Origin of the sequence: Salinivibrio sp. PR5, assembly GCF_001996085.1 — a bacterium.
Taxonomy (GTDB): Bacteria; Pseudomonadota; Gammaproteobacteria; order Enterobacterales; family Vibrionaceae; genus Salinivibrio; species Salinivibrio proteolyticus.
The window spans coordinates 103,898-127,534 of record NZ_MUFK01000002.1 but is presented as its reverse complement, the minus strand read 5'-3'; the positions used below and the strand labels follow the sequence as shown (position 1 = coordinate 127,534).

General features: G+C 51.2%; 18 protein-coding genes. 12 read left to right on the top strand and 6 right to left on the bottom strand.

Annotated features, from left to right (window positions below; all coding sequences use genetic code 11):
* Positions 1–215, top strand: a 215-nt coding sequence (locus tag BZG82_RS16530; RefSeq protein ID WP_206744447.1) for a hypothetical protein, incomplete at its 5' end; no start/stop codon positions are given.
* Here BZG82_RS16530 and BZG82_RS02010 read toward each other — a convergent pair.
* Together BZG82_RS02010 and BZG82_RS02005 are read right to left on the bottom strand one after the other, a co-directional pair.
* Entirely contained in the window at positions 212–916 is a 705-nt protein-coding gene (locus tag BZG82_RS02010) for a DUF3379 family protein (RefSeq protein WP_077765044.1), read from the bottom strand. The two genes, BZG82_RS16530 and BZG82_RS02010, sit on opposite strands and share 4 nt — an antisense overlap.
* Entirely contained in the window at positions 903–1,421 is a 519-nt protein-coding gene (locus tag BZG82_RS02005; RefSeq protein ID WP_077765043.1) for a sigma-70 family RNA polymerase sigma factor, read from the bottom strand. Before BZG82_RS02005 ends, BZG82_RS02010 begins: the two co-directional genes overlap by 14 nt.
* A gap of 485 nt (positions 1,422–1,906) precedes the next feature.
* On the opposite strand from BZG82_RS02005, the gene fadI reads away from it, so the two are divergent.
* The gene (gene fadI / locus BZG82_RS02000) at positions 1,907–3,217 is read left to right on the top strand and encodes an acetyl-CoA C-acyltransferase FadI (RefSeq protein ID WP_077479250.1); all 1,311 of its coding nucleotides are present in this window, start codon (positions 1,907–1,909) and stop codon (positions 3,215–3,217) included.
* Positions 3,217–5,346: a fatty acid oxidation complex subunit alpha FadJ gene (fadJ, locus tag BZG82_RS01995; protein WP_108742942.1), complete on the top strand. Its 2,130-nt coding sequence runs from the start codon at positions 3,217–3,219 to the stop codon at positions 5,344–5,346. Before fadI ends, fadJ begins: the two co-directional genes overlap by 1 nt.
* A 94-nt stretch (positions 5,347–5,440) precedes the next feature.
* Here the strand turns inward: fadJ and BZG82_RS01990 are convergent, their stop codons facing one another.
* Positions 5,441–8,218 (bottom strand): insulinase family protein, encoded by a 2,778-nt coding sequence (locus BZG82_RS01990; RefSeq protein WP_077677923.1) that lies wholly within the window; start codon positions 8,216–8,218, stop codon positions 5,441–5,443.
* A 144-nt stretch (positions 8,219–8,362) separates the two neighbouring features.
* Between BZG82_RS01990 and sixA the strand changes: the two genes are divergently transcribed.
* Positions 8,363–8,845 carry a phosphohistidine phosphatase SixA gene (sixA, locus tag BZG82_RS01985; protein WP_069587208.1) on the top strand — a complete coding sequence of 161 codons (483 nt, stop codon included), beginning with the start codon at positions 8,363–8,365 and terminating at the stop codon, positions 8,843–8,845.
* A 13-nt stretch (positions 8,846–8,858) separates the two neighbouring features.
* On the opposite strand, the gene smrB is transcribed toward sixA, so the two are convergent.
* Complete coding sequence (smrB, locus tag BZG82_RS01980; protein WP_069587210.1) at positions 8,859–9,389, bottom strand: endonuclease SmrB; 531 nt, start codon at positions 9,387–9,389, stop codon at positions 8,859–8,861.
* A gap of 120 nt (positions 9,390–9,509) precedes the next feature.
* On the opposite strand from smrB, the gene prmB reads away from it, so the two are divergent.
* Together prmB and aroC are read left to right on the top strand one after the other, a co-directional pair.
* Positions 9,510–10,442 (top strand): 50S ribosomal protein L3 N(5)-glutamine methyltransferase, encoded by a 933-nt coding sequence (gene prmB / locus BZG82_RS01975; RefSeq protein ID WP_077479285.1) that lies wholly within the window; start codon positions 9,510–9,512, stop codon positions 10,440–10,442.
* Between the two features lie 167 nt (positions 10,443–10,609).
* The gene (aroC, locus tag BZG82_RS01970) at positions 10,610–11,683 is read left to right on the top strand and encodes a chorismate synthase (protein ID WP_077765042.1); all 1,074 of its coding nucleotides are present in this window, start codon (positions 10,610–10,612) and stop codon (positions 11,681–11,683) included.
* 56 nt (positions 11,684–11,739) lie between these two features.
* On the opposite strand, the gene BZG82_RS01965 is transcribed toward aroC, so the two are convergent.
* Complete coding sequence (locus tag BZG82_RS01965; protein ID WP_077662848.1) at positions 11,740–12,363, bottom strand: trimeric intracellular cation channel family protein; 624 nt, start codon at positions 12,361–12,363, stop codon at positions 11,740–11,742.
* A gap of 201 nt (positions 12,364–12,564) precedes the next feature.
* On the opposite strand from BZG82_RS01965, the gene BZG82_RS01960 reads away from it, so the two are divergent.
* Together BZG82_RS01960 and BZG82_RS01955 are read left to right on the top strand one after the other, a co-directional pair.
* A complete protein-coding gene (locus tag BZG82_RS01960) occupies positions 12,565–13,116 on the top strand; it encodes an elongation factor P hydroxylase (RefSeq protein WP_077662847.1) in 552 nt (183 codons plus the stop codon).
* Between the two features lie 10 nt (positions 13,117–13,126).
* Complete coding sequence (locus BZG82_RS01955; RefSeq protein WP_069587231.1) at positions 13,127–13,402, top strand: YfcL family protein; 276 nt, start codon at positions 13,127–13,129, stop codon at positions 13,400–13,402.
* An 86-nt stretch (positions 13,403–13,488) separates the two neighbouring features.
* On the opposite strand, the gene mnmC is transcribed toward BZG82_RS01955, so the two are convergent.
* Entirely contained in the window at positions 13,489–15,489 is a 2,001-nt protein-coding gene (mnmC, locus tag BZG82_RS01950) for a bifunctional tRNA (5-methylaminomethyl-2-thiouridine)(34)-methyltransferase MnmD/FAD-dependent 5-carboxymethylaminomethyl-2-thiouridine(34) oxidoreductase MnmC (protein WP_077765041.1), read from the bottom strand.
* A 119-nt stretch (positions 15,490–15,608) separates the two neighbouring features.
* On the opposite strand from mnmC, the gene fabB reads away from it, so the two are divergent.
* The 4 genes from fabB (at position 15,609) to BZG82_RS01930 (ending at position 23,610) form a co-directional block, all read left to right on the top strand.
* The gene (gene fabB, locus BZG82_RS01945) at positions 15,609–16,823 is read left to right on the top strand and encodes a beta-ketoacyl-ACP synthase I (RefSeq protein WP_069587218.1); all 1,215 of its coding nucleotides are present in this window, start codon (positions 15,609–15,611) and stop codon (positions 16,821–16,823) included.
* A gap of 255 nt (positions 16,824–17,078) precedes the next feature.
* Entirely contained in the window at positions 17,079–18,233 is a 1,155-nt protein-coding gene (gene pdxB, locus BZG82_RS01940; RefSeq protein ID WP_077765040.1) for a 4-phosphoerythronate dehydrogenase PdxB, read from the top strand.
* The gene (locus tag BZG82_RS01935; RefSeq protein ID WP_077765039.1) at positions 18,230–19,243 is read left to right on the top strand and encodes an aspartate-semialdehyde dehydrogenase; all 1,014 of its coding nucleotides are present in this window, start codon (positions 18,230–18,232) and stop codon (positions 19,241–19,243) included. The genes pdxB and BZG82_RS01935 overlap by 4 nt, the downstream gene beginning before the upstream one ends.
* 311 nt (positions 19,244–19,554) lie before the next feature.
* Positions 19,555–23,610 carry a FimV/HubP family polar landmark protein gene (locus BZG82_RS01930; protein ID WP_131826223.1) on the top strand — a complete coding sequence of 1,352 codons (4,056 nt, stop codon included), beginning with the start codon at positions 19,555–19,557 and terminating at the stop codon, positions 23,608–23,610.
* Positions 23,611–23,637: the final 27 nt, after the last annotated feature.

The following is a 23,637-nucleotide window of genomic DNA, read 5'->3' as shown; positions in this document are numbered from 1 at the left end:
GTCGTATATGGAGAGAAAAACAGGATAAAAATCTATTTTTAATTTTTAAACTAGTTCTTGTTACTAATTTTAGTGGTTGGTTAGTTAGCAATGATCAGTATTTCAGCGTACAAGTGTGTACACGCGTGTTCGCTAAAACAGGGCGGGCCGACCGCTATCAACGAGTGAAACATGAGAGAAGAAGCGGCGAGTATGATCGCCGCGTATGTCGTTAAATGGCTTGTGGACGCAAATGGCTTTGCAGTTGCTGGGCAATCGGTGACAATGTCTCGTTCGCTTCACCGACAACAATGACGCTCGCATCATGAGCCGGCAGGCTTACCGACATCATATTACCATCACGTTGCTGGGCAGGAGATTGACTGGACATGGGAACCACAAAAACCGTATAGGCCTGCCCATCAGCTTCCATCACCATATGCAGCGCATGTTGGTCACCAAAACTGCAATGGTTGATATAGGTGACTTGGCCGGGGAGCTGGGTGAATGCTTTGCCGAAAGGACGTAACTTAGCGTTAACCTGTTGAATGCTGGCATTTTCATTGACACCCTCGATAAAGGCATGTTCATGATAGTAGTGTGCCAAGGCAACACGGTTGATATCCATGCTACCGAGTCCCCAGTTAAATTGGCCCAAAGCGATCCCAAATACAAACGCAATCGATGCGGCGATCGCCAGATGCCAGCGAGGTCGCTTCGTCTGAGCAGCGACATGGGATGTTTGTGCAAATACGATTTTATCCGCCAAATCCTCAGGCACATCGACCCGCAAGGCTTGGTCGATTTTACTGTCGAGATCGGCAATATCGTCGGCATACTGTTGATGGCTTGCTGACGCTGACTTATGTGCTTGGACATCTGGATCTGTGGTATGCGGATCAGCCAGAAGACGGCGACGGAATTCAAGATCGTCCATAGTGTATGCCTCCCGGGTTGGCGTTGGTATCGAGTGCTTCTTTGAGTTGCGCTCTTGCTCGGAATAAACGTGTCATCACCGTGTTTTTATTTAAATCAAGGATCTGAGCGATTTCATCGCCACTAAACCCCGCGATCACTTGCAGCACTAGCGGCTCTCGGTACTCAGGGGCGAGGGCGGCGATTTGACGGTGTAACCAGCGCTGCTCCATCGAGGCTTCTTCACTCGGACGAGTGTTGTCGATCAGCTCTCCCTCTTCGACTTCCACGGTATCAAACTGTTTGCGTTCGAAACGTCGCGCATTTTCTCGGCGTAAAATAGTAATAAGCCAGGCTTTTGCAGCTTTATCATCGTGCAAACTGTCCAGGGCTCGCCATGCGCGCAAACAGGTTTCTTGCACTAAGTCTTCCGCGATATGCGGATCTTTCGCTAGCCAGAAAGCATAGCGATAGAGGTCACGGTGCCAAGCGCGCACCAGTGCCTCATAACGGGCTTGTCGGTTCATACCAGACTCGACCTTATAAGGTGACGATTAATTTCATACTGACCGTGAAAAGTGTCATTAAATTTCATCTTTTCACGAAAAGCGGCGTAACTTTGATCTGTTTCAATATAGCGTACTCACAAGTCGGTAAAGTGAACCCTGTCGTTATCGGCCATGTGTCGACACTCGTGAGGTTGAGTGAACGGCGTTTCCTTTTTGAATGATATGACTTTCTGTTCGGATCTGGGTGCGGGGAAAAGCACTGCACACTTCCCAGATTATCGTTTTGCTTTCCAATCTTTTTTGGGGCTCACGCTAGCGTGTAGCCCCTTTTTTTATTGCGTATTTTCTTTTCAATTCTCTGAAAATAAATCACTGTGATCAGCCTAGGTGCTGAATTGTGCGCCTGTTGGCAATCTTACCAATCAATTAAAACGGATGTTTTAAGCTGGTAACATTTTAGTTACACTCGTGGTCAGACCTGTAGAACATCCTAAGGAGCAGTGATGACGTCTCAGCAACACCTTAAAACCAGCAAGGGCGATCGTATCGCCATTGTGTCTGGGCTGCGCACGCCATTTGCCCGCCAGTCAACCGCCTATACAGATGTCCCCGCGGTTGACCTCGGAAAAATGGTGGTTCAAGAAATGCTCAATCGCAGTGCGATTTCGCCGAAAGACATCGATCAAGTCGTGTTTGGTCAAGTGGTACAAATGCCGGAAGCCCCAAACATTGCCCGTGAAATTGTATTGGGGACAGGTATGGACATCCATACTGACGCCTACAGTGTCACACGTGCTTGTGCGACCAGTTTTCAAGCGGTGGTAAATGTTGCTGAGAGCATGATCGCGGGCAATATCGAAGTGGGTATTGCTGGGGGCGCGGACTCGTCGTCCGTACTGCCCATTGGTGTGAGCAAGAAGTTAGCACGCACTCTTTTGGACTTGAGTAAAGCCAAAACAATGAGCAAGCGTTTGAAGCTGCTCAGTAAGCTTTCGGTGAAAGATCTGGCACCTGTTCCACCTGCGGTAGCGGAATATTCAACCGGCCTGAGTATGGGGCAAACCGCAGAGCAAATGGCGAAGTCACATCAAATTAGCCGCAAAGAACAAGATGCCTTAGCGCTACGCTCGCACCAACTGGCGAGCAAAGCGTGGGACGAAGGCTTGCTCAGTGATGAGGTGATGACAGCGTACCCTGAACCTTACAAAGCGTGGATTGCACAAGACAACAACTTACGTCCGCAATCCACTCTCGAGGATTACGCGAAACTGCGCCCAGCTTTTGACCGCAAGCATGGCTCGGTCACCGCGGCAAACAGTACGCCGCTCACTGATGGTGCCGCTGCGGTATTGATGATGCCAGAAAGCCGCGCCAAAGCGCTAGGCCTTGAGGTATTAGGGTATATCCGCTCATATGCTTTCTCCGCCATTGGGGTGCAAAAAGACATGCTGATGGGGCCGTCTTACGCGACGCCGCTAGCGCTCGACCGTGCCGGTATTTCACTGTCCGACCTAACCTTGATCGATATGCACGAGGCCTTTGCGGCACAAACCCTTTCGAATGTAAAAATGTTTGCATCCGAGACGTTTGCACGTGAGCACCTTAATCGTGACCGCGCGATTGGCGAAATTGATATGGATAAATTTAACGTCTTGGGGGGCTCGATTGCATACGGTCACCCATTTGCGGCAACCGGTGCCCGTATGATCACCCAAACACTGCGTGAACTGAAACGTCGTGGCGGCGGACTGGCCCTTAACACCGCATGTGCCGCAGGTGGCCTTGGCGCAGCAATGATTTTGGAGGCGGAATAATGACAGTCGAAAACCATCAAGCCTTTACGCTACATATCGCTGACAACCAAGTCGCTTGGCTAAAAGTGGATGTTCCCGGAGAAAGCATGAATACCCTACAGGCAAGCTTTGTCGAAGGGGTCTCCGAGGTACTGGAACAACTGGAAAACAATAGCAATATTAAGGGGCTTGTGATCCATTCTGGCAAGCCAGACAACTTTATTGCCGGTGCGGATGTGCGCATGCTCGATGCGTGTGAAACAGCTGAACAAGCCGCAGAGATTGCCGCACAAGGACAAATGTTATTTGCACGTATTGAAAAGCTACCCTTCCATGTTGTAGCTGCAATCCACGGCCCATGTTTAGGGGGCGGATTGGAGCTCGCGTTGGCATGTCATAGCCGTGTCGCGACCGATTGGGACAAAACCCGACTCGGGCTGCCAGAAGTGCAACTGGGGTTATTACCCGGCTCGGGCGGTACGCAGCGACTGCCACGTCTTATTGGCGTGCCAAATGCGCTGGATATGATCCTAACCGGCAAACAACTGCGAGCGAAAAAAGCGAAAAAGCTCGGCGTGATTGATGACTGTGTTCCGCATACCGTATTGCTGGATGTGGCAGAAGCCTTGGCGCAAAAATCAAAGCCCAAGCGCCCGCGTAGCTGGCAAAGCTGGATGCTCAGTGGTAATGCGGTTGGCCGTAACTTTGTCTTTGACCAAGCAGGAAAGAAAACCCGTGCTAAAACACGGGGTAACTATCCTGCTGCGGATGCGATTCTTGCGGTGGTGAAAAAGGGGTTAGATAAAGGCATTCAAGCGGGTCTTGAAGAGGAAGCGCGCCGTTTTGGTGAACTGGTGATGACCAGCGAATCCAAAGCGTTGCGTAGCATTTTCTTTGCGACCACGGCGATGAAAAAAGAAAACGGTGCAGATGCTGAGCCGGGCGAGATTAAACGGATTGGCGTCTTAGGTGGCGGCTTGATGGGGGCCGGGATTGCCCATGTGTCGGTGGCAAAAGCCGGCTATCCTGTCCGAGTGAAGGACGTCAGTGAAGACGGCATCTTAAATGCGCTGCGCTACAGCTACAATTTGCTCAACAAAAAGCGCAAGCGTAAGCAGATCAGTAAAGCGGAACTGCAAGCGACCATGATGCAACTGTCTGGCGATACGCAAGCGACCACCTTGTCGAATGCAGATGTGGTGATTGAAGCGGTGTTTGAAGATTTATCACTCAAGCATCGTATGGTCGAGGAAATGGAGTCAATTACAGGAAACGAGGCAATTTTTGCCACCAATACCTCGTCATTGCCTATTCACCAAATAGCTCAAGGCAGCCAGCGCCCGGAGAACATTGTGGGCTTGCATTACTTTAGCCCGGTGGAAAAAATGCCGCTGGTGGAAGTCATCCCGCATACAGGTACCAGTGAGAAGACCATTTCGACGGTGGTAAAACTGGCTCGTCAACAAGGTAAAACGCCTATCGTGGTTGGTGACAGTGCGGGCTTTTATGTCAATCGTATCCTAGCGCCCTATATGAACGAAGCGGCGCGAGTGTTATTGGCTGGCGAAAGCATTGAGCATATCGACAATGCTTTACTCGACTTCGGTTTCCCAGTTGGTCCTATCACTTTGTTGGATGAAGTCGGAATCGATATTGGGGCTAAGATTGCGCCCATTTTGACTCAAGAGCTGGGTGAGCGTTTTGAAGCGCCAGATGTGTTTGACGTGTTGCTGAACGACGACCGAAAAGGGCGTAAAACAGGCAAAGGATTTTACTTATACGATACGGGCAAAAAAGGCAGCAAGGGCAAACAGGCCGATAAAAAAGTGTACAGCCTGCTCAATATCAAGCTGAATCCAACGCTCTCTGGCCATGACATCGCACAGCGATGTGCGCTGATGATGCTCAATGAAGCGGCGCGTTGTTTGGATGAAGGGGTGATTCGCTCTGCCCGTGATGGTGATATCGGTGCGATTTTCGGCATTGGGTTCCCTCCTTTCCTAGGCGGTCCTTTCCGCTATATGGACCAAGTGGGAGTAGAGCGCATTGTGAGCTTGCTGCAATCTCATCAAGACCGTTATGGCGACCGTTTTGCACCGTGCGAGCGTTTGGTGATGATGGCAAAAGAAGGGCAACAGTTTTATCCCTGAGCTCGGCGTGCCACCTAAACCAAAAGGGCAGCGTCACGCTGCCCTTTTTTATCGTGGTCGTTTGTCAGGCCACTGTAGTTTTGCAGTGACGCGCTTATTCTTCGCTGCGGCCACAAATGGCCCGAAATGCGTCAATATCGCGAATAGGGTGCGCACCGTCTAATTCGGCATGTTCACGGTGCTCGCTGCCGCAGCTATGCATAACAAGCCTATCCGCGGTTCGCGGTTTGAGACGGTTAACCACAAACCGCACCATGTCGGCACGGGTTAGCGACTCCATGGCCTCAGCCACCTGTTCACGGCGTTCGTAGTGATAGTCTTTGTTGCCGATACTGATCCAATAGCGCTGCGCGCGAGCACGTAGGTTATTATCTGGCTCGCGAATTTGCGCTAACAAGCTTTGCTTACTGCTTTGCCAGCGCGCTTCGCTCATTTCCAGCAAGATCATAAATAGCGCATTGAGGAAATCATCCACGGCGGCCATCAGTTGGTTAGGGCCTGCCATTGGCGATTGGACGTAAAAGATCAGCCCTGGGTGGCGATTTAACGGTAAATTGCCAGCGCCTACCATATATCCCAATTGTTGGCGCGTGCGCAACTCGTTAAAAAAGGTGGCCGACATTAAATGGTTGGCTAGCGTGTAGGTGGCGACTGCTTTGGCGGAGGTGTCTGGACTTTGGTAGTACACCAACAACGCCGACTCCGCATGATCGAGTGCTAGCTCGTAGCTCACGGTGCCACAGTCATCTAATAAGGTCAGCGGCCGGACCGATTCTTGATAGGTTTGATCGTCTACCCGCAGCGCATCTTTAACGGTTTCGGCCAAGGCCTTCGCTTGGTGACGGTGCCAGTTGCCATAGACAAACATATCCACATGCAGCGTGGCGAACATGGCCTCAACGAACTCGGGTAAATCGGCGAGCGTGACGGTGTCGAGCGCGTCGAGCAAGGCTTGATAGGGTGGGTTATTGGGCTGCAATATCCCCGTCATGCTGTTATAGAGCTGACTTAATGGCTTATTTTTGGCCCCGTTTTCCCAATTACGCTTAAGTTGGCTTTTGATCACTTCAAAGCGTTCGGGCTTAAAGTTTCGCCGTGAAAAGGTGTCGAGGATCAAGGCCAACAGCAGCGGTTGTTTATCATTAAAGCCACTGAGGTTTAATGTCACGCCACCTTGGTGGGCATATAAGTTGTAATTAATGCCTGCAATTTCTGCTTGGTAGGCATGTTCGTTCAGCGCTTCAAGTAGCATTTCGACGCTCAAGCGCGTCATGACAATGTTTTTGACGCTAGCGACGGCATGCGGACTGTCAATGGCAATGTAGACATGCCCTTTGGGCACCCGAAAGTGAGGCTCTTGACCATGCCAGAGCCGGAATCCTGGCAGCTCTTCTATCAATATCGGCGTATCGCTTGCATCATCTTCAAGTGGTAAGGGGCGCAGTGCATCGGCAATGTAGGGATTTGGATCGGGTAAGGTCAGCGCAGGAGAAATATAGGTGGTGCGCCATTTCTCACACTGCTTTTCGCTAAAGTGCTTCACCGCATAGGGCGTGTCATACCATTTGGCTTGTTTGTCGTATTTAAAGCCTTTGGCAACCAAGGTTACTCTGAGGTTATCGACCGTCATTTGCTGCAGCATGGCTTGGATTTGGGCGTGGTCAAAACCGGCCATCATGTAATCCCCGTACACCACCTCAATCGGGTCATAATGCTGCATATTCATCACCAGCTGACTCACCGTATCAATCGGACGCAGCGGCTCTTGATAGTAAAACGCGAGCTCTTGGACTTGGCGTTTTTCTTGGTAACGCCACGCTTCCACACCGTATTGGCGGATAAGCTGAATGGCTTGAAACACATAGGTGATAATGTCGTCGAGCTTGCTCAAGCCCAGCTCGGTGAGTGCAAGGCTTAAGGTAAACTCACGGAAATCTTTGCCACTGATGCCGCCGCCTGCGGAGAGGGTATTGATGTAGCCTTTGCTTTTGAGCAGAGACATTAAGCTACCGGGACCTTCGTAGCCGAGAAGGTGCGCGATGTAAGACAGAGGTTTTGTTCGGTATTGATATTCGCTTTCGGGCAGTGAGAACGCGAGGGTTAACTTGCGTACCTCTTTAAGTGGTTCCACGGTGACCCACTGGCGCCGCTGTGCGGCACTAATCAGCGGTTCATGGATGCGCAGAGGCGAATAGTCGTGATTGATAATGGCACTAAAATGCTGCTGTGCCATCGCTTCTAGCTCATCAAGTGACTGTGGGCCCGTGACGGCTAACGTCATCAGGTTAGCGCTGTAATTGGCGTGATAAAACGCAATCAGATCGTCCCGTACCGACTGACCCGCTCTATCTGCCAAGGTCTCCAAGCTTCCGACTGAAAATTTTGCGAAAGGGTGAGCGGGATTAATGGTTTCTTTATGGACTTGATAGATGCGTCGCACATCGTCGTTGAGCTTCATGCGATATTCAGCATCCACGGACTGACGCTCTTTATCGACAGCATCGGCATCAAAGCGAGGCGAAATAAAAAACGCGCTGAAACGGTCGAGAGCCGCGCGGAATTGGCTGGGGCGAATATCGAAAAAGAAGGTGGTGTTTTCAGTCCCTGTCCACGCGTTATTATGGCCACCATGCTGGCTAATAAAGCGCTGAAAGTCACCTGCTAGCGGATACGCATCCGTGCCCAAAAACAGCATATGCTCGAGAAAGTGTGCCAAGCCTTCTCGGTCGGCTGGGTCATGAAAATGGCCCACATTAACAGATAAGGCTGCCGCGCTGCGGTGTGCCGCAGGATCGGAGACTGCCAAAACGCGGAGCGCGTTGGGCAGGGTGAAATAACGGTAGCGCTTATTGTCATTTGGGCTAACATGCACAGGCAACTCGATATCGTTTAAACAAGTTATGCCTCAATTATGACTACCAGTGACCTGAGTCGCAAACCACTTCTTTGGTCTTTTGCGATATACATTGGTAGCATGCGGCTAAATCACAGATAACTGTTGTGAGTATTTCTGGCTATGAAACTGATCATAATGCGTCATGGGGAAGCACAAGCGTTTGCTGCAAGCGATAGTGAACGCGGTTTAACCGCGAATGGCGAGCGACAAAGTGAGCAAATGGCAGCTTGGCTCAGTCAACATTTGGCTGGCGAGACGATCGATAAAGTATTGGTAAGTCCTTACTTACGTGCTCAGCAAACCTGGCAAGTCTGTGCGCCGCACCTTCCTGCCCGTGAGGTTGTCACTGAGCCAGACATCACGCCTTATGGTCAGAGCGACCAAGTCTATACCTATCTGCAAGCCATGTTTGACGTAGAAGCACCGAATGTTGTCCTCGTGGTATCTCATTTGCCGCTGGTGGGCTATTTGACCAACGAGTGGCTGCAAAATGGTCAGCCGCCAATGTTCTCGACGTCAGCCATGGCGGTACTTGATATCGACGGTCAAAACGATACGGCCGAGCTTATTGCAATGATGTCGCCGCGCGAGCTACAAGGCTAAACCGGCTCGGGAGCTAGCGGTCGGAAACGTCGATTAACACCAAGAGTGCACCATTACCGCCGAACTCCAGTGGGGCCTGATGAAATGCCAACACATCTGGATGCTGTGCGAGCCACAGTGGGATTTTTTCTTTGAGGATCCCTTTGCCGATGCCGTGCATGACACTGGCACACTGGACGCCGTCTTTGACACAGGCTGCGAGCATTGCGCCGAGTTCACGTTTTGCTTCCATCTGTGTCATGCCATGTAAATCTAAATAGATATCGGGCACATAGACGCCACGACGCAAGCGTTTCACCTCATATTTTGAGACGCCTTGGCGGGCGTATTGCATAGGGCCAGATTCACTGAGTAAAGGCTCAAACTCATCAGAAAAATAAAAGGCATGATCGCGGCTTTGTTGCTCGAATCGCTGCTGTTTGCGCGGCTTGCTCGTCTGGCGTTGTGGCGGGTTTATGGTATCCTGCTCCAACTTTTTTGCGCCTTTGACGGCATCACGGAATAATGCAAAATCCTCTTCCGTTATTGATGGTTTTTTGCTCATAAAAACTGTCCCCGAGGTGATAATCTGAATTGTACATTCAGCCAGCTCAAAATGCTGCTTATTGTACTGACCTCGCGTCAAAGGGCGACCCTAAATTGCATGAAGCCGATGGAGGCCAATGTGGATACGATTTTTACTGAAGAAGTGGTCAGCGAATTACATACGCTGCAAGACATGCTGCGCTGGACAGTCAGTCGTTTCAATGCAGCAGGGCTGTTTTACGGTCATGGCACAGACAATGCTTGGGACGAGGCGGTGCAGCTTGTGCTTCCTACCTTATATCTTCCTGTCGATGTCCCGTCTGAGACGCGTTTTTCGCGCCTGACCACCAGTGAAAAACATCGTATTGTTGAGCGTGTCATTGCACGGATTAACGATAAAACCCCTGTTGCGTACTTGACCAACAAAGCCTATTTCTGTGGCCTCGAGTTTTTTGTTGACGAGCGCGTCTTGGTGCCACGTTCACCGATTGGTGAACTGATCCAACAAGAGTTTGCCGGTATTTTACCGCATGCCCCAAGCCGGATTATGGACCTATGCACCGGCAGTGGCTGTATTGCGATTGCATGCGCCTATGCTTTCCCTGATGCGGAAGTCGATGCGGTGGATATTTCTACCGATGCGTTGGAAGTGACCGAAATCAACATTCAAGATCACGGCTTGGAAGAGCAAGTGATCCCGCTGCGATCTGACTTACTAAAAGACGTCCCGCAAGATAAATACGATTTGATTGTTAGCAATCCTCCGTACGTGGATGCAGAAGACATGGCCGACCTGCCTGACGAGTTCCGCCATGAGCCTGAATTAGGGCTGGCTGCCGGGACGGATGGATTAAAACTGGTTCGTCGTATCCTCGCCAATGCGCCGGATTACCTCACCGACGATGGTGTACTGATTTGTGAAGTGGGTAACTCGATGGTGCACATGCAAGAGCAATATGGCCACTTACCATTGCATTGGATCGAATTCGAAAACGGTGGTCACGGCGTGTTCATGATCTCGCGCCAAGATTTAGTTGCCTGTGCTGAGGAGTTTGCGCTTTATCGCGACTAGTCACACGTGCTTAGCATACTTTTATAGCCAGCCTTTGTGCTGGCTTTTTTTATTTTGGCACTGACGATCTGAGGTGGATTTTTTTTGCGTCTTTGACTGCTTTGTGGTTAATTGCTAACAAAGTACGCAAAAACACAACAATGCCCATCAGGCAAACAGAGGAAGGCATGGCAGGCAACACGATTGGACAAATTTTTCGCGTGACGACGTTTGGAGAAAGCCACGGTATCGCACTGGGCGCGATTATTGACGGCTGCCCCCCGGGATTGGCGCTGACGGAAGCGGACATGCAGCATGATCTTGACCGTCGTCGTCCCGGCACATCGAAGTACACCACACAGCGTCGCGAGCCTGACGCCGTTAAGATTCTCTCCGGTGTGTTTGAGGGCAAAACCACGGGGACATCGATCGGCTTGATGATCGAAAATACCGACCAACGCTCAAAAGATTACTCCAAAATCAAAGATGTGTTTCGTCCCGGCCATGCCGATTTTACCTACCATCATAAATATGGCATCCGCGACTACCGCGGCGGTGGTCGTTCGTCAGCACGTGAAACCGCGATGCGTGTTGCCGCTGGGGCGGTGGCTAAAAAATACCTTGCCCAAGTCCACGGTATTCAGGTCCGTGCCTACTTGGCGCAGATGGGAGACGTGACCATAGACACAGTTGATTGGGCGCAAGTTGAGCAAAATCCTTTCTTCTGTCCTGACCCAAATAAACTCGATGAGTTAGACGCACTTATCCGTCAGCTTAAAAAAGACGGCGACTCGATTGGTGCGAAACTGACCGTAGTGGCGGAAAACCTGCCGGTAGGCTTAGGGGAGCCGGTGTTTGACCGTTTAGATGCTGATATCGCCCACGCACTGATGGGGATCAATGCGGTGAAAGGGGTCGAGATTGGCGATGGTTTTGATGTGGTAACCCAGCGCGGCAGTGAGCATCGTGATGAAATACATCCTGACGGCTTTGCCTCAAACCATGCCGGTGGCATTCTGGGAGGGATTTCTTCAGGTCAGCCGCTGGTTGCCCATTTAGCGCTCAAGCCGACTTCTAGCATTACGGTGCCGGGAAAAAGCATTGATATTCATGGGGAGTCCGCGGATGTGGTGACCCGAGGCCGTCATGATCCCTGTGTGGGGATCCGCGCGGTACCAATTGCTGAAGCCATGGTGGCGATTGTGCTTATGGACCATTTGCTGCGTCATCGTGGCCAAATGGGGGCGAACCCCAGCATATAGTTTTTGATTCAGTCGCTTACCCAAAAAACCGCACCCAGTTGTGCGGTTTTTTATGATCAGTGCAGTGATGAAGGCGCTTCAAAGCGGAAAACCGGTAACGACCAACCAAAACGAAGGGCAGCCATTCGAAAACTAAAGCCAATCACTAAACTAGCAACCGTCGCAATCAGTTCACCGACATCGAGGCGAATCAAGCTAAAGTAAAGCGCACCGGTTACAAAGGCGACCAAGGCATATAACTCTTTGTGCAAGACCATCGGCGATTGACGACAGATTAAGTCACGCAATAGTCCACCAAAAATACCGGTGATCAGGGATGAAACCATGCAAATCAGAGGATGTAGCCCCATATCCATCGCAATGCGGCAGCCAATAATGCTGAAGGCGGCAAGGCCCAGTGCATCTAGGGTGACAAACAGTTTATAATTGCGTGCAACCCAGCTGGCAATCCACGGCGTAATCAAGCCTGCGACGCAAGTAATCACGAGAAAATGCGGGTTAGCAACCCAAGTGAGAGGGTAGTGGCCAAAAAGAATATCGCGGACGGTTCCGCCACCGATGGCGGTGGCGCTGGCGACAAACATTACCCCAAACCAGTCCATGTGTTTTCTACCTGCGCTGAGCGCACCTGTCATGGCTTCCGCGGTAATGCCAATGACATAAAGCGTCAATAACAACATACAACCCGACACCTTATACTGGGATTAGAAATTGACGCGCATTGTAGTGGCCTTAACGGCCTCATACAATCAAATTTGTGATGAGGAATAAATAAAAAAGAGTGTTTAGATTGAAAGGCTTAGCTGATAGATATGCTGCTTTTTATCGCTAAAAATGTCTTTTTTGTTACTGATTGATATTTAATCCTATTAAAGTGCTGTATGACCCACGATTATCACGACTTAATCCGGCTTTTTAACCAAACATTTCTTAGTACGTTCAATACTGAACTCTTACTGGGCGGCGATGAACCCATTTATCAGCCCGCAGATGCAACGTACCCACATCATCGGGTGATTTTTGCGCGCGGTTTTTTTGCTTCTGCGCTACATGAAATTGCACATTGGACCATTGCCGGCGAGAAACGTCGTCAATTGGAAGACTATGGATATTGGTATCACCCCGATGGTCGTGATGCTGACACGCAAGCCGCCTTTGAGGCCGTGGAAGTAAAGCCACAAGCGATTGAGTGGATACTTTCTGCAAGCTGTGGGTTTCGTTTTCAAGTCAGTTGCGACAATTTAAGCGGTGTCGAGCCAGATCGCCATGCGTTTACTGCCAAAGTGCGTCAGCAAGTGGTGGACTACCTGAGCGAAGACAGCACAAGCCCCGCATTACCCGTGCGTGCTAAGCAGTTTTCTGATACCTTGCGAGGCTTTTACGGCATTGCCCCGTTAACGCCCAACGATTTTGCATTGCCCGAGTCAGGCTAAGAGAGACATGATGATCCAAGACTACGAAGAACGTATTTTGACCTTGATTGATGAGATGGTAGAAACCGCCTCTGATGATGAGTTATTTGCCAGTGGTTATTTGCGTGGCCATGTGTCTCTTGCCGCTGCAGACTGCGAACTGGAAGGTCTTGATGACGTTGCCTCCCTCAAAGCGCGTGTGGATGCCAGCCTCAATGACAATGCCAGTGAATTGTCTCCCGGCGATCAACGTTTGGTGGGCGCATTGTGGGACTTGCTGCAGCAACAGGTTGAAAAAGACCAATAGTCTTCGCCGCTGCGCGCATGGAATAGTCGGCACCGACAGTAAACAGCCATCGTCTTGACGATGGCTGTTTTGTCTCGTGCTTGTGGTTACAAGGCTTTACCTTTTAACAGCTTACGTACCCACATTCGCCCTGGATGCAGGCTGTCGAGCACCGTTTGTGGTAATGGTAAAGGCTCATCACACAATTGTGCGGCGAGTATTTCCGCGGCAAGCGGTGCGGACGTAAGACCACGTGACCCCAAGCCGAGTAGGCAAAATAGCCCCGGATAGACAGGCACTGAGCCTGCTTTTTCTTTATCTTTTTGCAGATTCTGGTACGCAGCAACCAGTGCGTGATAGTCGCAAACATTGCCCACAAACGGGAGGTGATCGCGACTGGCGCAGCGCACGCCCACACGTCCTTCTTTCGCAACCGGCACGGCACGCGCCCAGTCGGTATCAATACAACTGGTGAGACGCTGTTGGTTTTCGGTTTGGTCATCAGCTTGGAAAGTGAGGTCGGCATTATTCCGGCTGTAACTGGCCCCCAAGCAATGCTCTCCTGCTTGATTGGCCGGCGTTAAATAGCCTTCGAAACACAGCACTGTATTAAGTTGACGTAGCTCAGCATTGGTGGGGACATGGCTCACTTGACCTCGCACCGGATAAACAGGAATCGGCTGTGTTTGGCAAAATTGAGCGGATTGGTGACCGTTTGCGATCACCACATTATGATGCCAAACCTCACCAATTGCTGTGTTAAGTGTCCAGCCATTGTCGGATTGCGTCAGAGCATCCACGTGGCAATCAAAATGTGCGCGCAGTTGTCCGCTCGCGATAGCCGCATCAATCACGGCGGCCGTAAATTGTTGTGGGCTCATCCACCCACCCAATGGATAAAATACGCCTGCATGGCCGGTTTCTAGGCCGACCGTCTCAGCCACATCGGCCTTATCGATTGGCGTGACGAGTGTGTCTGGAAAGTCACCTTCGGTCATTTTAGCCAGCTTGGTCGCACTTTTCTCATCGTAACCCAGTTGCGTCACACCACACCATTGGTGTTCAAACGCGATCCCTTGCTCGTGTTGTTGCTCAACAAACTGGCGGGCAAACAAAAACGCAGGAGCAAAAAATTGGCTTAAATTGTCGTTATTGCCATTTAAAAGTGGATAAATGGCACCTTGGCGGTTACCTGATGCTCCCGCCGCAGGATGTGAGTCTTGGCTGTAGAGGGTGACGCGTTTTCCGCGTTGAAGTAATGCCGTGATCAATGCGGCACTGGCAATCCCTCCGCCAATCACTGCAATATCATCTGCCGATATAGCGGGAGTCCGTGCGTACCATGGTTGAAAGCTGGTCGCCGTTTTCCGCGTGGGTAATCGGCCTGCCAGCATTTCGCGTTTATGGCCAAACCCTTTCACCTTTTTCATGTCAAAACCGGCAGCTAATAGACCACGACGGACAAAACCAGCGGCGGTAAAGGTGGCGCAAGTACACTGCTCACGGGCAAGCCTAGCCATGCCATCAAATAAATCTTGATTCCACATCTCCGGGTTTTTGCTCGGGGCAAAACCGTCGAGATACCAAGCATCGACAATCCCTGCAGCGCCCGTCGGCACCTGTGGTAACCAATCTTTAATATCACCGAACCACAAATCGAGTGTAATCTGACCTTGTGCCAGCACGATCCGTTGACAGCCCGCCAAAGGGACAGGGTAGTGAGAGCGAAGCTGCTCTGCATACGGGGCAAGCTCAGGCCAAGCTTGATGCGCACGGTCAAGATCTTCTACGGTCAGAGGGTATTTTTCGAAACTGATAAAGTGCAGTTGCGTGACCACCGCATCGGGTTGGGCTTGGCGGAACTGCGCAAAGGCGTGCCAGGTCGCGAGAAAGTTTAATCCGGTGCCGAAACCGGTTTCCGCGATCACAAAGCGGGGCGATGAGTGGGTCTCCCAGCGGGTGGGGAGTTGGTTTTGAGCCAAAAACACATAGCGGGTTTCGGCGAGGCCGTCAGCGTTAGAAAAATACACATCGTCAAACTGGTCGGCGACCGGTGTGCCAGTGTCGTTCCAACTGATTTGCGCATGTTTAATTGAGGGAGAGCTCACAAATGCCTCATACAAAAATGTCGTAAAAGCGAAATTGTACTGACTGAAAGGAAAGCTGACCACTTATCAGCTTTAAAAACGCTATCATCCACTGCGAAATTAACGTCTAGGAAAGAATCATGAAACGAGCTGTCATTACAGGCATGGGGATTGTTTCCAGTATTGGTAACAACGTCAAAGAAGTGCTGGAGTCGCTCAAAGCGGGAAAATCTGGCATTAACTTCTCTCAGCAGTTTGCCGATATGAAACTGCGCAGCAACGTTTGGGGTGATCTCAAACTGAACCCCGCCGACCATATCGACCGCAAAAAAATGCGCTTTATGGGTGACGCGGCTGGCTTTGCTTATCTTGCCATGGAGCAAGCGATTGAACACGCAGGTCTTGCACCTGAACACGTCTCTAATGAACGGACCGGCCTTGTCGCAGGCTCAGGCGGTGCGTCTTCTGTTAACCAAGTAGCCGCTGTCGATATTCTTCGAGAAAAAGGGGTTAAACGTGTTGGCCCTTACATGGTGCCACGCACTATGTCCTCGACGGTCTCTGCGTGCTTGGCCACCCCATTTCAAATTAAAGGGGTGAACTACACCATGAGCTCTGCCTGTGCGACGTCGGCACACTGTATCGGTCATGCACTTGAGCTCATTCAATTGGGTAAGCAAGACATCGTATTTGCGGGTGGCGGCGAAGAGCTTGATTGGTCATTAACCATGATGTTTGATGCCATGGGTGCGTTATCAACGAAATATAATGACGACCCACAAAAGGCTTCACGGACCTATGATGCAGACCGCGATGGGTTTGTTATCTCTGGCGGTGGCGGCATGTTGGTGGTCGAAGAGCTTGAACATGCATTGGCGCGTGGCGCGACCATCTATGGTGAAATCGTCGGTTATGGTGCGACTTCTGACGGCTACGACATGGTTGCCCCGTCAGGCGAAGGCGCTATCCGCTGTATGAAGATGGCGATGCAAGATGTGGACGGCGACGTGGATTATATCAACACCCACGGTACATCCACGCCAGTCGGTGATGTCAAAGAGCTTGGCGCGATCCAAGAAGTTTTCGCAGGTAAGAGCCCAGCGATTTCAGCGACCAAAGCCATGACGGGCCACGCATTAGGCGCGGCAGGTGTGCATGAAGCCATTTATTCGACGTTGATGCTGGAGCATGGCTTTGTGGCGCCAAGTATTAACATCGAACAACTCGATCCTGCTGCAGAAGGGTTGGATATTGTCACTACACCGCGTGAGCAAGCACTGACGCGAGTGATGTCGAACAGCTTTGGCTTCGGTGGCACCAATGCGACCTTGGTGATCGAAAAATATCGCGGTTAATCCGCCCCTCGTTTTCCAGGTTTGCAGAGCAATTCTGCCATCAGACGCGGGCTATTATCGTTGAGAGCCGGTAATGGTCTTTTCAGGTCCTGGATTTACCCGGCTTCGGCCGGGTTTTTTTATGCCGACTGCTGCCATCGATAATTCCACCGTCCCCATTGAGCAAGAGTGTTTTCTTGTGACGAGCCAGATACAATATTGCCTTCGCATTTTGCATCCGATACGCGGTGCACCGACTCACACAGGACGTTGAACGTGAAAATTGTTGTAGACGAAAACATGCCTTATGCCCAAGCCTTGTTTAGCCAATTGGGTGAGGTCGTGGCATTACCCGGACGCGCAATCAGCGCGGCGGATTTGATTGATGCTGATGCATTAATGGTAAGAAGTGTGACACAAGTGAATCAGGCACTAGTCAAAGGTGCGTCTCGGTTACGTTTTGTCGGCTCTGCCACCGCGGGTGAAGATCACCTTGATTTTAACGCCCTGCATGCACAAGGTATTCACGCGACGGCTGCGCCCGGCTGCAACAAAGTTGGGGTTGCTGAGTATGTGATCAGCGCGCTGCTTGTCTTGGCCCAACAACAAGGATTCTCGATTACAGACCGGACGGTCGGTATTGTGGGAGTCGGGCACGTGGGCAGTTATCTAGCCGAGCGCCTTGATGCGCTGGGGATAAAAACGGTGTTGTGCGATCCGCCTCGCCAAGATGCCGGTGATCCACGCCCAATGGTTGATATTGATACACTTATTGCATCGTGTGATGTAGTGACTTTCCACACACCATTAACGCGCGAGGGCCAATACCCCACCTACCATTTGATGAACGCGACACGTTTAGCGGCATTGGGCGCGGGCAGCATATTGATTAATGCGGCGCGCGGCCCTGTGGTTGACAATCAGGCCTTGAGTGCACGACTTGATCAAGGCGACATGGATGCGGTGCTTGATGTGTATGAGCATGAACCCGAGGTTGATCTGGACCTCATGGATAAGCTGACCTTTGCCACGCCGCATATTGCAGGCTATGGCTTAGAAGGAAAAGCGCGCGGCACTACCATGGTATTTAACGCACTGTGTGAACACCTTGGCCTGCCTCATCGTGCTCACGCCAGTGAATTGCTACCGACGGCCCCCATTCCTCATGTGACGCTTGCTCAGCCGTGGCAACAAAGCGATCTAATGGCATTGACACAATTGGTCTACGATATTCGTCGGGACGACAGTGATTTTCGTCGCGCGATGCATGGCGCTGGGGACAATAAACCCGCACAACGTACAGCCTTTGACCAATTACGAAAAAATTACTGGGATCGACGTGAGTACAGTGCGATCACAGTAGCCGGACAGACGGATTTCGGGTTACAGTCGCTGGCTAAGCTCGGCTTTAGTATTGAGGAGCAAGCATGACACAAGCATTTGACGTTGCGGTTTTAGGCGCAACAGGCGCGGTAGGGCGCGCGATTATTGATAGCCTAGAAGAGCGCGATTTTCCGGTTGGGACACTGCACCTGCTCGCCAGTGAGCGCAGTGAAGGAGAAACCATCAAATTCAAAGGCGAAAGCCTACGTGTTCAAAACGTAGAGAAGTTTGATTGGACCCAAGTGCAAATCGGCCTATTTTCAGCAGGCGCACAAGCGTCTGCACAGTGGGCGCCTATAGCGGCAGACGCAGGTGTCGTCGTGATTGATAACACCTCCCAGTTCCGTTATGACTTTGATGTCCCTCTTGTGGTTCCCGAAGTGAACCCAGCCGCGATTGGCGATTTTCGTAACCGCAATATCATCGCTAACCCCAATTGTTCCACCATCCAAATGCTGGTGGCGTTGAAACCGATTTATGATGCAGTGGGAATCGAGCGTATTAACGTGTCGACCTATCAATCTGTCTCGGGCTCCGGTAAGTCGGGTATCGATGAACTTGCCGGACAAACGGTTAAACTGCTCAATAGTCAAGACGCTGAACCGGCGCTATATAGCAAACAGATCGCGTTTAATTGTTTGCCACAGATCGATCAGTTTATGGACAATGGCTACACCAAAGAAGAAATGAAAATGGTGTGGGAAACGCAAAAGATCTTTGCCGATGAAATGATTGGCGTGAACCCCACCTGTGTGCGTGTTCCTGTTTTCTATGGCCATGCCGAAGCGGTGCATATTGAATGCCGTCAACCAATTGACGCTACAGAAGCGGTGGCCATCTTGAGCCAACATGAACATATCGAAGTGTTCGAAGGTGAGGACTACCCAACGCAAGTGAAAGAGGGCACTGGCACTGATAAGGTTTTAGTGGGTCGGATCCGTAATGATATTAGTCACCCGAATGGCTTAAACCTTTGGGTCGTAGCGGATAACGTCCGAAAAGGGGCTGCAACGAACTCAGTGCAGATTGCGGAACTGTTGGTGCGCGATTACTTGTAAATTTGCCACAGCGTTTATCGCAACGATGGCAAGACGTCTTGATACCCTGTCACCATTGACAGGGTATTTTTTTAGGCACTATTTTTGCTTTTAACTCGGTGTGTCGCGGCAAATTGCCGGTAATCGTAAAGGTAAAACTGAGGCCGAGCGCCCACAGTTTGATCGCACAACACACTTTTATATCATCAAACTACAGTTTTTAGCATGGCTTCCGATATAGTTAGGTATTTAGTGAGGCCATTTCTGCCATAAGGGGTGCGGGTGTGTCCGACGCACAGCAAAGTGAACAGTCTTCTCATCGTAAAACGTGTATGACCACTGGAAAGTTCAGTCAGCGTCTTGCTGTCTTACTAGCCATGGTCGCGTTTATTGTCTTCAGTTTTTCTACTGTTTCTGTGGAAGCGGCGATTCGTATTCTTGGACCGCAGGATGAAATGACTACTGAGGCGCAATCAGCGCCGCAGCCAGTGAATACGCCGACACCGCAGCGTTATGGGCCAACTGGGGCGAATGAAACTTTATGGTCTATTGCCACGCAAATGCGGCCGAATAACCAAGTCAGTGTTTATCAAACCTTGGGAGCGATTTTTCGCTTAAATCCGAATGCGTTTGCGGATAACAATATCCATAGTTTGCAGCCTGGCAGTAACTTAGTAATGCCCACCTTGGCGCAAATTCAGCGTGAAAGCACTAACGATGTTGTTGCGCGCCTCGAAATCGACCAAGCGAGAAAGCAAGCACAGGCTACCCCGCAAGTGCCACTTAGCACCCAAGTGAGCGCACCTCGTGAACCTCAGCAACCGGCTGCCTCTCGTCCTGATGCAACGCCTCCCTCACCAAATACTGAAGAGCCTGATGCATCTTCGATGGCGGACTCCTCAAGCGATGACATGTCACCACAGCCAAAAGTGGTCGAGAATTTGCAGTCGCAATTGCAAGCATCGGATCAAGAAATGACGCGCTTGGTGGAAAGCAATCATGTGCTCAAAGTCCGTCTATCGGAAGTTCAACACGAGCTTTCTGCGCTGAAAGAGCAAGTAGGCAATGATGCTGAATTGAACCAAGAAATCCGCGCGTTCTTAGAGCAACAACGCCAAGCAAAAGTCGCAAAAGAAACCCAGCCGCCATCAGCGGTGGAATCATTGATGGATAGCCCGTTATTGCTGGCTATGCTAGCGATTCTGCCTGGCGCTGCGATTGCGGGGGCGATTTTCTTCTTCCTCTCGCGTCGTAAAAAGCAAGAGGATGACGTCGAAGAGCCAGCGGCGCTCGATCATGATGAAATTGACGATGATATGCCGGTTATCATGGTGCCTGATCCTGAAGAGGAAGAAGCCAATGAGGAGCCGCAGGATGATGAGTTAGAAATTGCCGACGACTTTGGTAGCGATGAAGACCAAATGTTCGGTGATGACACGGATCTCGACGATCTTGACTTGGATGATGACCTCGATGATATGTCGGGTAACGAGTCGAGCGTGGCACCCAATGGGGATGATGCTATTGGCCTGGAAGACATGGAGCGAGCGCTGGATGAGCTAGCGGAGGCTCCCCCAGAAGAGACGCCTGAACCATCGGTCGAAGAAGAGTCTACCCCAGAAGAGCCAGATGCTGCCCCCGAAGAAGAAATGAGTGCGGATGAAGCACTGGCTGCAGAATGGGCAAAATCACTCGAAGAAGATAATGGCGGCGATGTTGATGATATCGACGCCCTGTTAGCCGGCGAACAAGGTGAGGGGGCTGACCAACCGGAAGAAGCGACATCAGACACAGATAAGGCTGCTAACGAGCCAGAAGACGCACCAAATGATGCCTTGTTTGACAAGGTTCTCGAAGACGAGCCTGAGCTTGACCTTAGCCAAGACATTGATCTATCGGATGACGATAGCGACGATGACGACCTATCCCTCGATAACACCACCGAGTTGCTCGATGAGCTGGTTGGTGATGAAGAAGAGGCTGATGACGAGGCTTGGATCAAGGATGACGATGATGATATCGACGAGTTTGATGAAAGCAGTGATGCACTGTTAGACGAAGTGCTCGATAAAGATGATCCTCATCTTGAAGACTCAGATGCGCTGCTTGAAGAAGTGGTAGGGGATGATGATATCGACCCACTGGCTGAGGATGATGATCCGGCACTTTGGGGGGAAGACGACACCGATCCGAATGAAGCTGAACTAGAGCACTTGCTTTATGAAAGCGATGATGGCGATGAGACAGATATCGATAATGATATGCCAGAGCCAGAGCCAGAGCCAGAGCCAGAGCCAGAGCCAGAGCCAGAGCCAGAGCCAGAGCCAGAGCCAGAGCCAGAGCCAGACAGTGACGATAGTAGCGAAGCAGACGAAACCGCCGAAGCGGATGCGTCAGCAGAGAATACCAGCGAAGGCGATGTACCTGCGGATGCAGATGAAGTCGCAGAAGATAGCAGCGACGACGATACGCCAACAGAAGACGGCGACGACGATCTAGATGCTGAGCCAGCGGGTGATGAAGCTGCGGATGCGGATGCGGATGAAGCCGCAGAAGATACCAGCGAAGACGATACGCCAGCAGAAGATGGTGATGATGATCTCGATGTCGAGCCAGCCGATGATGAAGCTGCGGATGCGGATGCGGATGAAGCCGCAGAAGATACCAGCGACGACGATACGTCAGCGGAAGATGGCGACCATGATCTAGATGCCGAGCCAGCAGATGATGAAACTGCGGATGCAGATGAAGCCACAGAAGATGCCAGCGAAGAGGATGCGCCAACAGAAGATGGCGACGATGATCTAGACGCTGAGTCAGCAGATGATGACACTGTGGATGCAGACGAAGCCGCAGAGGATGCCAGCGAAGACGATGCGCTGGCAGAAGATGGCGACGATGATCTAGACGCCGAGCCAGCAGATGATAAAACTGCAGATGCAGATGCGGATGCGGATGCGGATGCAGATGCGGATGCGGATGCAGATGCAGATAAAGCCGTAGAAGATGCCAGCGAAGATGATGCGCTAGCGGAAGATACTGAAGATGATCTAGATGCTGAGCTAGCAGATGATGAAACTGCGGATGCAGATGAAGCCACAGAAAACGCCAGCGAAGAGGATGCGCCAGCAGAAGACGGTGACGATGGTCTAGATGACGAGCCAGCAGATGATGAAACTGCGGATGCAGATGAAGCCAAAGAAAACGCCAGCGAAGATGATGCGCCAACAGAAGATGGCGACGACGATCTAGATGACGAGCCAGCGGGTGATGACACTGCGGATGCAGATGAAGCCGCAGAGGATGCCAGCGAAGATGATGCGCCAACAGAAGATGGTGACGACGATCTAGATGCTGAGCCAGTGGGTGATGAAACTGCGGATGTGGATAAAGCCGCAGAAGATGCCAGCGAAGACGATGCGCCGGCAGAAGATGGCGACAATGCTCTAGACGCTGAGCCAGCAGATGATGAAGGCGAAAATCTTGACGATCTCAGGGAAGAGGACCTTCTCGACCTAACCAGTTTGCCTGAGGAGCCAGAGCCAGAGCCAGAGCCAGAGCCAGAGCCAGAGCCAGAGCCAGAGCCAGAGCCAGAGCCAGAGCCAGAGCCAGAGCCAGAGCCAGAAACCAGCAACCGAGACTATGAGTTTGACTCACTATCTTTAGATGAACTTGGCGAGTTTGACGAAGACGATGCATTGAGTGCCGCTCTGGATGAGCAACGTGAGCTCGAGTCTTACTTCGATGAGCAAGGCCGTGATGTGGGTCAAGGCGACAGCCGAGATATTAGTGAGCTGGATGATGACGACCATCAAGTGGGTGGCCTCAATATGGACGCTCTGTTGTCTGAACCGGATGGCGAAGAGCCTCTTGATCTGTCAGGGCTCTCTGATGAAGAAGCGGCCGTGTGGCAAGCGGATAATGAGCCAGAGCCCGAAGCTGAAAGCGAGGACTGGAGTCAACAGCCTGCCATGGATCCAGAGTCGCTTGAGAAATTCGAATTAGAGCAAGCGCTTGATGACGATTTGCTGAATGAAGGTGAAGCAGAGAGCGAACTCATTGATGAAGGGGAAGAGGAGCGTGATTACATCAGCATCGAGGAGTTGATGCGCGATGATGGTAGCGTACCGGATATTGACCCGGATAAAGCGGAAATGAACTTAGACGTGGGGCTGGATGAATTTCCTGATGTGCTGGAAGATATCAGTGCCATCGATGTCGATGGTGATACGGCCAGTACGGAAGCGGCCACGAATCTCGATCTGGCTAAAGCCTATCTAGAGATGAACGATGTCGATGGTGCGATTTCATTGCTAGAAAAAGTCATGCAATCAGGGAATAAAGCGCTTCAACAAGAGGCACGACAGCTGCTTGAGCAGCTACGATAAAAAACAGGCAGCTTCGGCTGCCGTTTT